The 13,456-nt window shown below is 71.6% G+C and carries 16 protein-coding genes; 8 read left to right on the forward strand and 8 right to left on the reverse strand.

Translation table 11 applies throughout. From position 1 onward, the window contains the following. Positions 1-65: 65 nt before the first annotated feature. Genes OG322_RS23795 through OG322_RS23805 form a run of 3 tightly spaced genes read left to right on the forward strand, consistent with a single transcriptional unit; the run spans position 66 to position 2,712 of the window. Positions 66-1,577: an MFS transporter gene (locus OG322_RS23795; protein WP_123471338.1), complete on the forward strand. Its 1,512-nt coding sequence runs from the start codon at positions 66-68 to the stop codon at positions 1,575-1,577. After that, positions 1,574-2,152 carry a TetR/AcrR family transcriptional regulator gene (locus tag OG322_RS23800; RefSeq protein ID WP_124284115.1) on the forward strand — a complete coding sequence of 193 codons (579 nt, stop codon included), beginning with the start codon at positions 1,574-1,576 and terminating at the stop codon, positions 2,150-2,152. Before OG322_RS23795 ends, OG322_RS23800 begins: the two co-directional genes overlap by 4 nt. 44 nt (positions 2,153-2,196) lie before the next feature. After that, a complete protein-coding gene (locus tag OG322_RS23805) occupies positions 2,197-2,712 on the forward strand; it encodes a hypothetical protein (RefSeq protein ID WP_329306890.1) in 516 nt (171 codons plus the stop codon). 34 nt (positions 2,713-2,746) lie between these two features. Here OG322_RS23805 and def read toward each other — a convergent pair whose 3' ends face one another. Then, positions 2,747-3,406, reverse strand: a complete 660-nt coding sequence (gene def / locus OG322_RS23810) for a peptide deformylase (RefSeq protein WP_123471336.1) — start codon at positions 3,404-3,406, stop codon at positions 2,747-2,749. A 97-nt stretch (positions 3,407-3,503) separates the two neighbouring features. Here def and OG322_RS23815 point away from each other — a divergent pair, with 97 nt between their 5' ends. Beyond that, a complete protein-coding gene (locus OG322_RS23815) occupies positions 3,504-4,091 on the forward strand; it encodes an ArsR/SmtB family transcription factor (protein ID WP_329306891.1) in 588 nt (195 codons plus the stop codon). A gap of 54 nt (positions 4,092-4,145) precedes the next feature. Here OG322_RS23815 and OG322_RS23820 read toward each other — a convergent pair whose 3' ends face one another. Both OG322_RS23820 and OG322_RS23825 read right to left on the reverse strand, forming a co-directional pair. Beyond that, positions 4,146-4,634, reverse strand: coding sequence for a GNAT family N-acetyltransferase (locus OG322_RS23820; RefSeq protein ID WP_207314822.1), 489 nt, complete (start codon positions 4,632-4,634; stop codon positions 4,146-4,148). A gap of 186 nt (positions 4,635-4,820) precedes the next feature. Next, complete coding sequence (locus tag OG322_RS23825; protein WP_123471333.1) at positions 4,821-5,168, reverse strand: hypothetical protein; 348 nt, start codon at positions 5,166-5,168, stop codon at positions 4,821-4,823. Between the two features lie 311 nt (positions 5,169-5,479). Here OG322_RS23825 and OG322_RS23830 point away from each other — a divergent pair, with 311 nt between their 5' ends. Both OG322_RS23830 and OG322_RS23835 read left to right on the forward strand, forming a co-directional pair. Beyond that, the gene (locus OG322_RS23830; RefSeq protein WP_123471549.1) at positions 5,480-6,415 is read left to right on the forward strand and encodes an acetamidase/formamidase family protein; all 936 of its coding nucleotides are present in this window, start codon (positions 5,480-5,482) and stop codon (positions 6,413-6,415) included. 55 nt (positions 6,416-6,470) lie between these two features. After that, on the forward strand, positions 6,471-7,052 hold the full coding sequence (locus tag OG322_RS23835; protein ID WP_123471332.1) for a GNAT family N-acetyltransferase: 582 nt from the start codon (positions 6,471-6,473) through the stop codon (positions 7,050-7,052). 79 nt (positions 7,053-7,131) lie between these two features. On the opposite strand, the gene OG322_RS23840 is transcribed toward OG322_RS23835, so the two are convergent. Further along, the gene (locus OG322_RS23840) at positions 7,132-7,881 is read right to left on the reverse strand and encodes a DUF1838 family protein (protein WP_124284111.1); all 750 of its coding nucleotides are present in this window, start codon (positions 7,879-7,881) and stop codon (positions 7,132-7,134) included. Positions 7,882-8,067: 186 nt separating this feature from the next. On the opposite strand from OG322_RS23840, the gene OG322_RS23845 reads away from it, so the two are divergent. Next, complete coding sequence (locus OG322_RS23845) at positions 8,068-8,685, forward strand: hypothetical protein (protein ID WP_124284110.1); 618 nt, start codon at positions 8,068-8,070, stop codon at positions 8,683-8,685. 34 nt (positions 8,686-8,719) lie between these two features. On the opposite strand, the gene OG322_RS23850 is transcribed toward OG322_RS23845, so the two are convergent. Next, positions 8,720-9,739, reverse strand: a complete 1,020-nt coding sequence (locus OG322_RS23850) for a MarR family transcriptional regulator (RefSeq protein WP_329306892.1) — start codon at positions 9,737-9,739, stop codon at positions 8,720-8,722. A gap of 477 nt (positions 9,740-10,216) precedes the next feature. On the opposite strand from OG322_RS23850, the gene OG322_RS23855 reads away from it, so the two are divergent. After that, complete coding sequence (locus OG322_RS23855; RefSeq protein ID WP_123471547.1) at positions 10,217-10,837, forward strand: dihydrofolate reductase family protein; 621 nt, start codon at positions 10,217-10,219, stop codon at positions 10,835-10,837. A gap of 55 nt (positions 10,838-10,892) precedes the next feature. On the opposite strand, the gene OG322_RS23860 is transcribed toward OG322_RS23855, so the two are convergent. From OG322_RS23860 to OG322_RS23870, 3 genes are all read right to left on the reverse strand, one after another. Then, complete coding sequence (locus OG322_RS23860; protein ID WP_329306893.1) at positions 10,893-11,093, reverse strand: hypothetical protein; 201 nt, start codon at positions 11,091-11,093, stop codon at positions 10,893-10,895. Between the two features lie 47 nt (positions 11,094-11,140). Beyond that, the gene (locus OG322_RS23865; protein ID WP_123471328.1) at positions 11,141-11,584 is read right to left on the reverse strand and encodes an HIT family protein; all 444 of its coding nucleotides are present in this window, start codon (positions 11,582-11,584) and stop codon (positions 11,141-11,143) included. Between the two features lie 150 nt (positions 11,585-11,734). Further along, positions 11,735-13,447, reverse strand: a complete 1,713-nt coding sequence (locus OG322_RS23870; protein ID WP_329306894.1) for a cellulase family glycosylhydrolase — start codon at positions 13,445-13,447, stop codon at positions 11,735-11,737. Between the last annotated feature and the right edge of the window lie 9 nt (positions 13,448-13,456).

Consider the following 13,456-nt stretch of genomic DNA (forward strand, 5'->3'; position numbering starts at 1 on the left):
GCGTTTACCCTGAGGGTGAACGCATGTACACCCCTGCCTTGACGCCGAGCACCGTACGGAGAAACATGCCCGCGGACATACCGGTCCCAGTCGATCCCGAGACCCCCGCAGTCCAGGCCCCGCACCCCCGCTTCGCCGTCGGCGTGCTGGCGTTCTGCGGTGTGGTGGTCGCGGTCATGCAGACGATCGTCGTCCCGCTGCTGCCGCACATCCCCGAGCTGACCGGTGCCACCCCCGCCGCCGCGAGCTGGCTGGTCACCGTCACGCTCCTCACCGGCGCGGTCTTCACCCCGGTCCTGGGCCGGGTCGGCGACATGTACGGCAAGCGGCGGGTGCTCGTCGCCTCGCTCGCGGTGCTGGTGGTGGGCTCGGTGCTCTGTGCGGTCAGCTCGCACATCGGGGTGCTGATCACCGGCCGCGCCCTGCAGGGCGCGGCGATCGCCGTCGTACCGCTGGGCATCAGCATCCTGCGCGACGAGCTCCCGCCCGAGCGCGTCCTGTCCGCCGTCGCGCTGATGAGCTCCACGCTCGGGATCGGCGCGGCCATCGGCCTGCCGGTCGCCGCTCTGGTCATCGAGAACTTCGAGTGGCACACCATGTTCTGGGTCTCCGGCGTGATCGGCCTGATCGACATCGCGCTGGTCCTGCGCTGTGTGCCGGAGTCCCCGCTGCGCAGCCGCGGCCGCTTCGACGCCGTCGGCGCGCTGGGCCTGTCCGCCGCGCTGGTCTGCCTGCTGCTCGCGGTCACCCAGGGCGCCGACTGGGGCTGGGGATCGGTCCGGACGGTCGGCCTGCTCGCGACCGCCGTCGTGGTGGCGCTGCTCTGGGGCGTGTACGAGCTCCGCGTCGCGACGCCCATGGTCGACCTGCGGGTCTCGGCCCGTCCGGCCGTACTGCTCACCAATGTCGCCGCCCTGCTGATCGGCTTCGCGTTCTACGCGAACTCGCTGGTCACCGCCCAGATGGTGCAGGAGCCGAAGGCCACGGGCTACGGGCTCGGCGCCTCGCTCGTCGTCAGCGGACTGTGCCTGCTGCCGGGCGGTGTGTCGATGGTGGCGCTCTCGCCCGTCTCCGCGCGGATATCCGCCAGGCGCGGCCCGAAGGTCAGCCTGGCGCTGGCCGCCGGGATCATCGCCGTCGGCTACGGGGTGCGGTACTTCACCAGCCACAGCCTCTGGATGATCATCGCCGGCGCGACGGTCGTCGCATCGGGCACGGCGATCGCCTACTCGGCCCTGCCCGCGCTGGTGATGCGCGGAGTCCCGGTCAGCGAGACCGGGGCGGCCAACGGACTGAACACCCTCATGCGGTCGATCGGACAGGCCTTCTGCAGTGCGACGGTGGCCGCCGTCCTGGCCAACATCACGTTCCAGGCGGGGGGCCGGACGGCCCCGACCCTCCACGCGTACCAGCTGGTCTTCGTGATCGCGGCGGGTGCGGCGCTCGCGGCCCTGGCCGTCGCGCTGTTCCTGCCGGGCCGCAAGCCGGCCGGGGCGGGTACGGTCGGGGAGAGCCGCAAGGCGCCGGGCATCCGCGAGGGCGGTGTACGGACAGCACCGATCCAGGAGGGCGCATGACCGGCGGCCAGGCCATCGCACCGGCTACCGGGTCCGCGGACGCGGGTACCGGCCGGGGCGCGATCCTGCGCGCGGCGCGGCGGGCGTTCACCCAGCGGCCGTACGCCGAGGTGACGATCCGCCGGATCGCCGCGGATGCCGGGGTGAGCCCGGCCCTCGTGGTCAAGCACTTCGGCCGCAAGGAAGAGCTGTTCAACACGGTGGCCGACTTCGGTCCGGCCGCCGCGGAACTGTTCGACGCCCCGCTCGGCCTGCTGGGCCGCCACATGGTCGTCACGCTGGTGACCCGCCGCCGCGAGCTCAAGTCCGACCCGCTCCTGCGCGTGGTGTTCTCCCTCGGCAACCAGGACGAACGCTCGCTCCTGCGCGACCGGTTCCACGAACAGGTCACCGACGCGCTGACCGCCCGGCTCTCCGGCCGGGACCGCGCGTTGCGCGCCGAGCTCCTGGCCGGACACCTCCTCGGCCTCGGCGCGACCCTCAGCCTCCACCGCGAGGGGGCCGGCGCCCTGGCCACCCCGGAACACATCGCCGACCTCTACGCGCCCGCGCTCCAGAAGCTGATCACCGGCTGAGCGGCCGGGGTAGGGTCTGGGAAATTCGACGAGGGGGGCCTCTCATGTCTGTCCGTATCCGCGCCCGCAGACACGCCGCGGCACTGGCGGCCGCTGCTGCCCTGGTGACCTCCCTGGCGGGCTGCTCCGAGGCGGCCACGTCGCGGGGCCCCGGGGACGATGTCCCGCAGGTGGCCCGGTCGACGCACGAGTCGGCCGACCGGGCCGGGACGGCCGAGGCTGCCGACGCGCAGGAGGCCCCGGCCGGAGCCGAGAAGGTACGTGACGCCTTCGCCGGCCTCCAGGCCACCCTCGACGACACCTGCACCCCCGGTGCCGGGGACTGCGCCCACCTCCTGGGCCGGGTGAACGAGGAACTGACCGGGCTGGACGCGTCGATGAAGGCCGACCAGCAGGGGCCCGGCCACTTCAAGGAGCCCCTGGCGTGGACGGCCGCGCTGCGCACCACGCTGGCCGGTGACACCTCCACGGCCAACCTGGAGAAGCACCACAAGGACCTGATCGGCACGCGCGACCGCATCAACACCTGGATGCAGGATCACCCGGAGGACTACCGCTGACCCCGGGGCCCCGAACCGGACTCCGGCCGCGGAGTCACTTGCCCAGCTTCGCGGCCGACGCGGCACGCCGGGCGAACACCTCGTCCTTCGAAGCGGCCATCTCGCGCAGGGCCGTCTTCCGCTCCCGCCGGCCGAGCCGGTCCAGATAGAGGTGGCCGCGCAGGTGGTCCGTCTCGTGCTGGAGGCAGCGGGCGAAGTAGCCGCGGCCCTCGATCACCAGCGGACTGCCGTCCTTGTCCCGGCCGCGTACGACGGCACGGTCCGGGCGGGGTACCACGCGGTAGGGGCCGGGGACGGACAGGCATCCCTCGGACTCCTCGACCAGCCGGCGCTGCTCGGGCGCCACCTCGTCCAGAACGGGATTGGCGATGTGGCCGACATGGCGCACCCCCCAGTCGTCCGTGATGTCCCACATGAACAACCGCAGGTCCACGTCGACCTGGTTGGCGGCGAGTCCGGCGCCCTCCGCCGCCTGGTTGGTGGCGAACATGTCGTCGACCAGCCGCGAGAGTTGCGGGGTCCCGAACTCGGTGACCTCCCGGCACGGGCGACGCAGGATCTCCTCCCCGACGACGGTGATGCGGCGCACCGCACCCCGGTCGGCCTCCGGTGCGAACCGGGGAAAGGACTCGACGGGTACGCCCTGCACGCGGACCCGGCGGTCCTGCGAGCCGTCATCGAACCGAGCGGCCATGAAGCATCAACGCCTTCCGCGCATACGGGAGTCGGCCGGGTGCGGCCGACGGCGACCGGCTTGACCGAATGCTTTGCAAAGTAGCACTCTTTGCAAAATGAGCGATGAGAAGCGTCAAGCAGCATCCACGGACCGACCGCCCCACCGCGCCCGCAAGCCGCTCCCGGACCACCCCGTGCGCGTGGCCCTGCTGGACCTGCTCGCCGAGGTCGGCACGGTGACGTCCACGGAGGCCGCCGCCCGGCTCGGCCACAGCTCCGGTCTCTGCTCCTTCCATCTGCGCCAGCTCGCCGCGCACGGCCTCATCGAGGAGGCGCCGCACAAGGGCGGCCGGGTGCGGCCGTGGCGGCTGCGCTGGGAGCCGGCCCGTGAGCCGGGCCAGGAGGCGCCGGAGGGGTTCGACGTGCTCGCGCGCGGACTGGAGGACGAGAGCTACCAGCACTGGCTGAGCCATCGCGACCAGGCGCCGGCCGAGTGGCAGCACGACGAGTCCTTCAGCGCCGTGGTTCATCTCACCCCGGCGGAGACGGCCGAACTCGCTTCCTCCGTACGCGACTTGCTGGACGGCTACCGGGAGCGGGACGAGCACCCCGGGACGCGCCCCGCAGGCGCGGTGGCCGTGGCAGCGGTCACCAGGCTGTTCCCCCTGCTGCCCGACAACCCCGGTCGGCCGCCGCAGGTCTGACGCGCCGTCGGGCCTTCATTCCCGGCCCATGTCTGCCCATGCGGTCCGGCCTGTCTACGGGCGCGGGGCGGCCGGTCCAAGCTCCAGCTCGGCGACCACCTGGTCGCCGCTCAGCTCGCCGGTCGTCCGGAATCCGAGCTTGCGGTAGAACTCCTCGGGCCCGTGCGCGCCGGGGACGTACGAGACGGTCGTACGGGTCTGACCGCGCCGCCGCAGCTCGTCGTTGACGGCCTCCACCGCGAACCGTCCGTACCCGCGCGCCTGCTGTTCGGCGGCGATGTTCAGCCGCCAGAGCCCGGAGCGCAGCCGGTCGTCCGGCTGCTCGGGATGGAATTGGACGTCGAGGAAGGCCATGACGAAGCCCACGAGCTGCTCACCGTCGACGATCAGCCGGGGCCATGCGGTCGCGGGCGTGGCATAGGCCTGGGCGAGCGACCAGGCGACCGGTTTCACCAGTCCGTCCTGGTCCGGCCGGACCTTGAGCGCGCAGGCGTCCTCGACGTTGTCGGAGGTGACCGGTACGAGGCGGAGTGGGGAAGGCATCCGTGCAACCTACCTTCCGGTCCGGAACCGCGCCCGGCAATATCGGCGGTCCCGCCCGTTCCGCACGCACCGCCACCCCGTACGCACCGCCGCCGCCCCACGCGGAGGATGCGCGGAGCGGCGGAAGGGGGAACAGGGAGGCACCGTGAACGCGAACGGCACACCCCGGATCCGGGGCGATCCGGATCAGCTGAAGACGACCGACCGGAGCTTCAGCCGGCTGGAGGCGTGGCCGCCGTTGGGCCGCAGGGTGTAGTGGGCGCCGTCGCAGTCGGGGCCGGTGAAGACCGTCGCGGTCGAACCGGTGTTGTTCGAGGGCGTGTCGGCCGGGTCCGAGGTGTCCGGGTCGGCCAGTCCGGGCAGGGTGACGCACTCCCGGCTGGGCGGGTCGAGCAGGGCGACCGTCTGCCGGTAGCCGTGGGACGTGGTGTACGTGTACACGAAGTCGCCGTCGGCCGCGCTCGCGGAGCCGGGCAGGCTCACGATGAGCGCGAGCGCGCCGAGGGCAGCAGCCGCAGTGGTACGAAGTCGCATGGTGGGGGCACTCCTTGTGGAATTCATCGCGCGGTTCATCCGAGGTCGGGTCGGAACGGGACAAGATCGTTCCGACCCGAGTCTGTCCCGGCGCCCAGCGCGCCGAGCCACGGATTCACCCGCACGCTGTACGCGCTCACCCGAACGGGAACCGCCGCATCGGTTCGCTGTCGGCCATGTGGGTCACGCCCCGGACGGACCGCCCGGAAACCTGCCGTGTTGTGGAACCCGCACGACCGCGCCAGGATCGGCACCGCAGCGCACTGTCCTCATCGCACCGCATGGAACTCGACCTGGAGGCCCCACCGTTCATGAGTGACTTCAGCATCCACCGCGGACAGGTGCACCACGCCTGGGACCGGACGGTCAAGCCCGTCGCCACGCTCGCCCCCGGTGACGAGGCGGTCCTGGAGTTCCAGGACGCGAGCGGCGGTCAACTGGCCGCCGGATCGACCTCCGCAGACCTCGAAGAGCTCGACTTCGGCACCCTCAACCCCGTCACCGGCCCCCTGTACGTGACCGGGGCCGAGCCCGGTGACGCGCTGGTCGTCGACATCCTCGACGTACAGGTCGGGGAGTGGGGCTGGACGGCCTGCCTGCCCGGTTTCGGGCTGCTCGCCGATGACTTCCCCGACCCGCACCTGCGGATCTCGGCGATCGCCGGTGGCTACGCCGAACTGCTGCCCGGCCTGCGGGTCCCGGTGGTGCCGATGATCGGGACGATCGGCGTCGCCCCGCCCGAGCCCGGACCGCACTCGGTCATCCCGCCCCGCCGCTGGGGCGGCAACATGGACATCCGCCACATCGGCCCCGGTGCCCGGCTCATCCTGCCCGTCGGGGTGGCGGGCGCCCTGCTGTCGGCGGGCGACGCGCACGCCGCGATGGGTGACGGCGAGGTCTGCGGTACGGGTGTCGAGACGCAGGCGACGGTGCGGCTGCGGGTGGACGTCCGCAAGGGAGCGGCGCCCCGCACCCCGGTCATCGAGACGGACCCGGTCAGCGCCCGGACCGGCGCCGCCCTGGCCACGACGGGCATCGGACCGGACCTGATGGAGGCGGCGAAGGACGCCGTCCGCGCGTTGATCGACGAGATCTCGGCCCGTACGGGGCTCGTACCGCAGGACGCGTACCTGCTGGCGAGCGTGGCGGCGGACCTGAAGATCTCCGAGATCGTGGACGCGCCGAACTGGGTGGTCACGGCCCATGTGGAGCGGGCGCTGCTGAACGGGGCGCAGGCGCAGACGTAGGCCCTGGGGGAGGCGTCGGGCGGGGCGGCCGGACCCGGCTGTGACAATTGCGGTCATGCCGTACTTGGTTGCTCCCGCGATTCCTGCCGGTGCACTGGCCGCGACCGGCCAGCCCACCCTGCCCGTCGCCGCCGAGGCGCTGCTGCGCCCCTGGCTGCTCACCGACGCCGAAGCGGTACGGGAGGCGTTCCGGGACCCGGCGATCCAGCGGTGGCACCTGCGGCGGGCCGATTCGGTGGCCGAGGCGCGGGGCTGGATCGAGGCGTGGCAGAGCGAGTGGCGGTCGGAGACGGGCGCCCACTGGGCACTCGTCGACGCGGAGAGTGGCGGGCTGTTGGGCAGGGTCGCCCTGAAGTCCTTCGCGCTGACCGACGGCACGGCTGAAATCGCCTACTGGACCGTCCCTTCGGCACGCGGCCGGGGCCTGTGCCCCCGGGCGGTCACGGTGCTCGCCCAGTGGGCGCTGTACGAGCGTGGGTTCCACCGCATCGACCTGGAACACGCGATGGCCAACCACGCGTCCTGCCGGGTGGCGGCCAAGGCCGGATTCGAGGCGGAGGGCATCCGGCGCCGGGCGTGGCTGCACGCGGACGGCCGGCACGACGTACACCTCCACGCCCGGGTCCGCCAGGACTGAGGAGAGGTGCGGTGATGGACGACGGGCCCGGTGGCTGACGACGGACACGGTCTCCCGCTGTTCCCGGACGCCCGGGCGGCTACTGCTTCGGTGGGTTGAGCCTGCGGAAGTACGTCCAGCTGGTCTCGTTCGGCCCGCTCCACTTCTCCGGGGCCTGAGCGAACTCCGGGTGGTGGTCGGCGATGTAGGCACGAGTCCGCTCGGGGACCTCGGCGTACGAGCCGAGCTTGCGGCCCCGGCAGTGGAAGGTGAGGCCGCCGGGCCGCTGCCCGCGGGCCATCCACGGGAGCCACGGCGACATCCGGGTCCACGACATGGTGGCCGGGACACTGGGTGCCGGGCCGGCCAGGTCGGCGCGGTCGGCGAAGAACTGGAAGAGCTCCAGGGCCTTGTAGGTGTCACCGGCCGAGTGGACGGGGTACTGGGCCACCGGCAGCGGCGAGGGGTAGGCGAGCGGGATCTCCAGGCTGAAGCAGACCTGTCCGCCGAGCTCGGTCGTCGGGATCGGGAAGGGGCGCCACTTCTGGTTCGCCGGGTCGTTCCAGACGTGCACCACCGGCAGGTCCTGCCAGGTCTCCAGGATCTCGCGGCCGACGGGGTCCAGGTAGAAGGCGGCCTCGCGGGTGAGCAGTTGATAGGCGTCAGGCCCGGCCTCGGCGTCCTGGACCAGACGGGCGACGTTGAGCCCCTCGAAGCCGAAGACGCGCTGGTAGGGCTCGTCGGGGGACCAGGCGTACACGTCTCCGGACCACCAGTACGTAACCTCCTCGCCGTCGAGCGAGGCGCGGGTGCGGGCGAAGGAGCGGAGCAGCTCTGCGGGTGTCGTCATACCCACTACTCTGCGCGGCCGCTGCCGACGGCGGGCGGGAAACTCCCCGGCCGGGGCCGAAGCCGCCGGGAAGGAGCCGCTCCCGGACCGGGCCGCGGCAAGACCCGAAAGAGGCAGCGGAGTCGTTGTGGCACCGATTGCCTCTCCCCGACATCTGTATCAGGGACCGGGAGAGGACTGAGAACTGTGCATCCATCGCATCGCTTGTGGTGTCTCGCCCTGTCCTGCGTCGTGCTCGCGGCCGTGACCGTCTCGTCCTGCACGCGGTCGGCGCCGGTCAGGGACGAGAAGCAGACGGCACGGGACGCCTACGCGGACGGATACGCGAAGGGCCGGGCCCTGCGGGAGTCGCGCGGCAAGGGGGCGTCGATCGCCGAAGTCGTCTGGGGAGGCTGTACGCGACGGGCGCTCGACGCCGGGCGGGTGGCCGAGGCGGACCGGGGGGCCTGGGTCGGGGGATGCCTGGACGGTGTGAGCGAGTTCGCCAAGGACCCACCTGCCGGCCGGGTGACCGTGCGGACGCAGGAGAAGGGGCTCCTTCCCGAATTCCGGGAATGGCTCGGAGAGGACGATCGCGCGCTCGCGACGCACGTCAGCGCGATCACCGTCGTGGAGCTGGGGACGTCCGACTTCGACGTCGAGCTGACGACGGACTACCGGCCCAGCGCAGCCGACACGTTCGACGCCGAGGAGATGTCGGCCGAGTTCGTCGAGTGGTGGGACGGGGACGACGGGGACGGGAAGGCCCAGAACCTCGTCGTCCGTGGATCCCATGGGGAGAAGATCGCAGCGCGCAGACTGTAGGGCTGAGCTGGGCTGACCTCAGCTGGGCTCGGCGTCAGGGCGCCTTGAGCAGTTCCCGCAGACGGCCGACGTGCGCCTGGATATCGCGCTCGATGGGCGGACCGGCGGGGGCGGCTGCGGCTGCCTCCGCCGGGGCGGGTGCGCGGCAGAGGCGGCAGAGGCCGTCGGTGAGCGCTTCGGGGCGGCCGGGCGAGCGGCATTCGGTGCACTCCACCATGAGACGGCGGCCGATGGCGCCCGGTGAACCCGGTGCGCCGGGCGCGGGTGTTGCGGGCACGTGGGGCGGGATCTTGTCGCGCAGCCGCCGCCGGACGAGCCCGACGGGGGAGCCGATCTGCTCGGGGAGTCCCGAGGTGAGTGCGTGGGTGAGGTAGTCGGCGTTCACGCCACGGGCGAACCAGGCACCGGCCAGGTCTTCGAGCGTGGAGCAGTCGGCGGCGGAGAGGGCCAGCCGGGGTTCGCTGCGGCCGAGTCGGGCCAGGGCGAGATACGCGGGGGAGCGGCCGCCCGGGGTGGGGCCCTGGGCCGTCTCCGGGCGCAGCTGCTGCGGTACGACGGGAGCGGGAGCGGGGGCGGGCGCGGGAGCTGGAATCTGAACCGGGGGTGGGCTCGGGGCCGCAGGAGGGGCAGCGGCAACAGGCGTCACCGCCGCCTCCTGGGTACCGAGGAACGCGCCCCACCACTCGTTGTCGCGGGCGGTACGGGACCAGAAGGTGTACGTGACCCAGCGGGCCTGACCGTCTTCGCCGACCCGGCACCGTACGTGCCGCAGATGACCGGCCACCGCGAGGGCCCTGAGCGCGCTGCCGACGGCCATCTGCCCGTACAGCGGAAGGTTCTTGGCCAGCGACTTGATGTCCATCGCGGCGCCGTCGATGAGCCGGTCGACATAACCGGCGATGTGCTGTTCCCGCGCGGGGAGAAGGGCGAAGTCGCCGTCCGAGGGGCGGGGTTGATCCGGGGCGGATCGCTTGCCGTATCCGGGCTTGGCCGCAGGGCGCGGGCGCGGGGATGCGGGTGCGCAGGGGGCGGGGCTAGGGTGCTCGGTAGCCACGAGATCGTCGTCCTTTTCGATCTTGGGGTGAGACCCCGGCCTGGTGCTTCTTACACCGCGTCGGGGTCGCTTCGTTGTGGGCACCGTAAGCAACCGTCACGGCGCGCCGCAAGTCGATCACTATTAGTCATACTTGCTGGCCGTGACGGGTCGGGGAGGGGGGTGGGGTTTCCCCAACCCCCCTTGTCAGTGGGCCGGTTAAAAGAGACGGCTCGAATCCCGACCCTCGAATCCCGACCCTCGAACCTCGAAGCTCAAGCGTCGGGCCGGGCCCCGTTCACGTACCCACGAACGAGTGCCGGGACGGCTCCCGGGTCCCGGGTCTTGGGTCTCGGGTCCCGGATCTCAAGGGCCGAGGGCCGCAGGGGGGGAGGGTGCGGAAGCCGCGATTCCCGTTGCACGGCGGATGAGTCTGTTTGACCATGGCTGCCGAGGACCGCCCGCCCCGTGGCGGCCGCCGTGGACGAAAGGCCCTCCGTGCGCAAGCTCGTGTACTTCATCGCCTCCACCCTGGACGGCTTCATAGCCGGTCCGGACGGCGCCGACCCCACCGGGCCGGACGGATTCTGGCCGATCCCGGAGGACTACATCGGGCACCTGATCGCCGAGTACCCGGAGACCCTGCCCGGCCCCGCCCGTGCCGCGCTGTCCATCTCGGCGGCGGGCACGCACTTCGACACCGTCCTCGAAGGACGCAGGTCCTACGAGATCGGCCTCAAGGCCGGAGTGACCGACGCCTACCCGCATCTGCGGCACATCGTGTTCTCCCGGACGCTGGGCGAGAGCCCGGACCCCGCGGTGGAGGTCGTGGCCGACGACCCGGTGGCGCGGGTCAGGGAGCTGAAGCAGGAGGAGGGCAAGGACATCTGGCTGGTCGGCGGCGGGGAGCTGGCGAGCGCCCTGTACTCCGAGATCGACACAATGATCGTCAAGCTGAGCCCGGTGACCATCGGCGCCGGTATCCCGCTCTTCTCCGACAAGGCCACGTTCAACCCGCTGAGCTGGGCGCTCACTGATCACAAGGTCCTGGACAGCGGGGCGATGTTCCTGACGTACGACTGCGCCACCACGATCGTCACCCTCTCGGTCACCGACTGACCGAACGGCCCGCCCGGGTGGTCCCGCCTGCCGATCCCCTCGTCTGCCGGCCCCGTCAACCGGTCCCCTCGGCCGGTCCCGCCTGCCGACCCCGTCTGTCGATCCCGTCCAGGAACCCGGAGATCAGGGCGTGCAGAGCCCCGGCCCGCTCCAGGTGCAGGTCGTGGCCGGTTCCGGGGAGGCTGACGGCCGCGCCCCAGTCCCGGCAGACGAGTCGGACACCGTCCCGCACCACGGTGCGCTCGGACCAGGACATACGGGCCTCCAGGAAAAACAGGTCATCATCGGGCCCGGCGCTGAGCCTCAGGCCTGCGTGTCACCCAGGGCGGCGAGCCCGCTGCGGACGGCCGCGGCCGACACGTCGAGCTGCTCCCGCTCGTGCACGCGCCAGTCGGAGTGAATGCGAAACGGATCGCCTGCGAAGCGGGGGATGACATGCAGGTGCACATGGAAGACTTCTTGGAACGCCGCTTCGCCGTCCGCGAGAAGGAGGTTGACACCCTCGCACCGCAGGCCCGATCGGCGCATGGCCCGCCCGAGCCGGTGCGCGACCTTCCAGACCTGGACGCCGACGTCCGGCTGAAGGTCCTCCAGCCCTGACGCGTGGGCCTTGGGAACGACCAGCAGGTGACCCGGGTTCACGGGCCGGAGATCCATGAAGGCGAGCACTGACTCGTCCTCGTGGACAACGCTGGCATCCGTCCGGCCGCGCACGATCGAGCAGAAGACGCATCCGTCGTCCGTCACAAGGGTTCCTCCCACTCCATGCTCCGAGAAGTAGATCAGGAGCGTCACGCGAGGGCCAGCAGGTTTCGTACGCCGACCGGCAGGGGGCGGTGCCCCGGCCGGTCGGCGCTGTGGTGCTGCGGTGCTTTGGCGCTGCGGGAGCCGGCCGCGTCAGGCGGCGGCGCAGGTGGCGCCGCTGAGGGTGAACGCGGTCGGTGCGGCGTTCGTACCGCTCTGACCACCGGTGAAGCCGACGGTGACCGAGCCGTTGGCGGCGATCGTGGAGGTGTACGAGGCGGGGGCGACGCTCACCGATCCGCCGGTCTGGGCGGGGATTCCGCCCCACATGTTGGTAATGGTCTGGCCGTTGGCGAAGGAGAACCCGAGCGTCCAGCCGTCGATGGCCGTGGTGCCGGTGTTGCGGATGGTGATCTCGCCCTGGAAGCCGCCGGGCCACTCACCGACGACGCGGTATCCGACGGAGCAGCCGACACCGGGCGTCGTGCCGCCCGCTTCCGTGGTGACGCTCACCGTGGCCGAGCGCGCCGAACGGTTCCCGGCCGCGTCGCGGGCGTACACGGCGAAGGTGTACGCCGTGTGGGCGCTGAGGCCGGTCACGGCGACGGAGTTGGTGGTGGAGGAGGCGACACCGGTCTCCGTGCCACCGCTGACGCGTACGACGTCGTAGCCGGCCACGGCGACGTTGTCGGTGGCGGCGGTCCAGCTGAGGGTGGCGGAGGTGTCCGTCACGGCGGAGGCGGTCGGAGCGCCGGGGGCGGTGGGAGACTCGGTGTCGTGCGTGGCACCGCCGTAGACGGTGGCCTCGCGGGAGGTCTGGGCGATGCCGTCGGCGCCGTGGAAGATGCGCTCACCCCAGGAGCTGAGCCGCGTGGGGTCGAAGCCGATCGTCAGGTCGAGGATCGGGTCGGTGTTGCCGCTCCACGACCAGGCGATGTATCCGAGCTTGAGCTTCTCGGCGGTGGCCATCATGGTGTCCTCGTCCGGATCGCCGTACTGGTCGGCGGGACCGCCGAACTCGCCTATGACCAGCGGCAGTTTGGCTCCCACGAAGGCGTTCAGGTAGTCGGTGACCTTCGCGGCGGTGTTGTAGACGCTGTACATGTGGATCGAGAAGATCAGGTTGCCGGTGGAGTCGGCGCCGTACACGGCCTGCGCGTTGTCACGCATGACGCCCTGCCAGTCCTGCCCCCAGTTGGGCGCGTCCACCATGATCGTGTGCGTGAACCCGGCGGCGCGCAGCTTCTTGATCGCGGCGGTGGTGGGCGCGGTCCAGCCGGCCGGATCGGTGTTGCCCCAGGGCTCGTTGCCGATGTTGATGACGACGTAGCTCTCCTGGCCGGCGAGGACGTCCTTCAGGCTGATCCAGTAGTCGGCGGCGTGATCGAGCGTGCCGGCGGCGGAGTCCTCGCCGTAACCGGTGGTGTCGTGCACCTCCAGGACGCAGATGAGCCGGTTGGCCTTGCACTGGGCGATGACGGCGGCGACGTCCTGCGGGCTGTTCTTGCTCCAGCGGTAGCCGTCGGAGAGGACGACGCGAACGGTGTTGGCGCCGGTCGCCTTGATGTCGGCGAGCGACTGCGTCTCGCTCGGGTACCAGGTGTGGGCGTGGTTGACCCCGCGCATGACGAAGTCGTTCCCATTGCCTTCGAGCAGCCGGCCGCCGCTGATGTGGAGTCCGGTGGCGGCGGCGGGTGCGGCGGGTGCGGCGGGTGCGGCGGAGGTGGCGGAGGTGGCGGTTGCGGCCTGGGCCGGGGTGAGGGCGCCGAGGGCGATCAGCCCGAGGAGGGTGGCCAGGACGGTCAGGAGGGTGGTGACGGGACTCTTGCGCGCTGGGTTCTTCGCCGTGCTTCCTGCTGTTCTCACTGCGGCTCC

It is taken from the genome of Streptomyces sp. NBC_01260 (assembly GCF_036226405.1).
Lineage (GTDB): Bacteria > Actinomycetota > Actinomycetes > Streptomycetales > Streptomycetaceae > Streptomyces > Streptomyces laculatispora.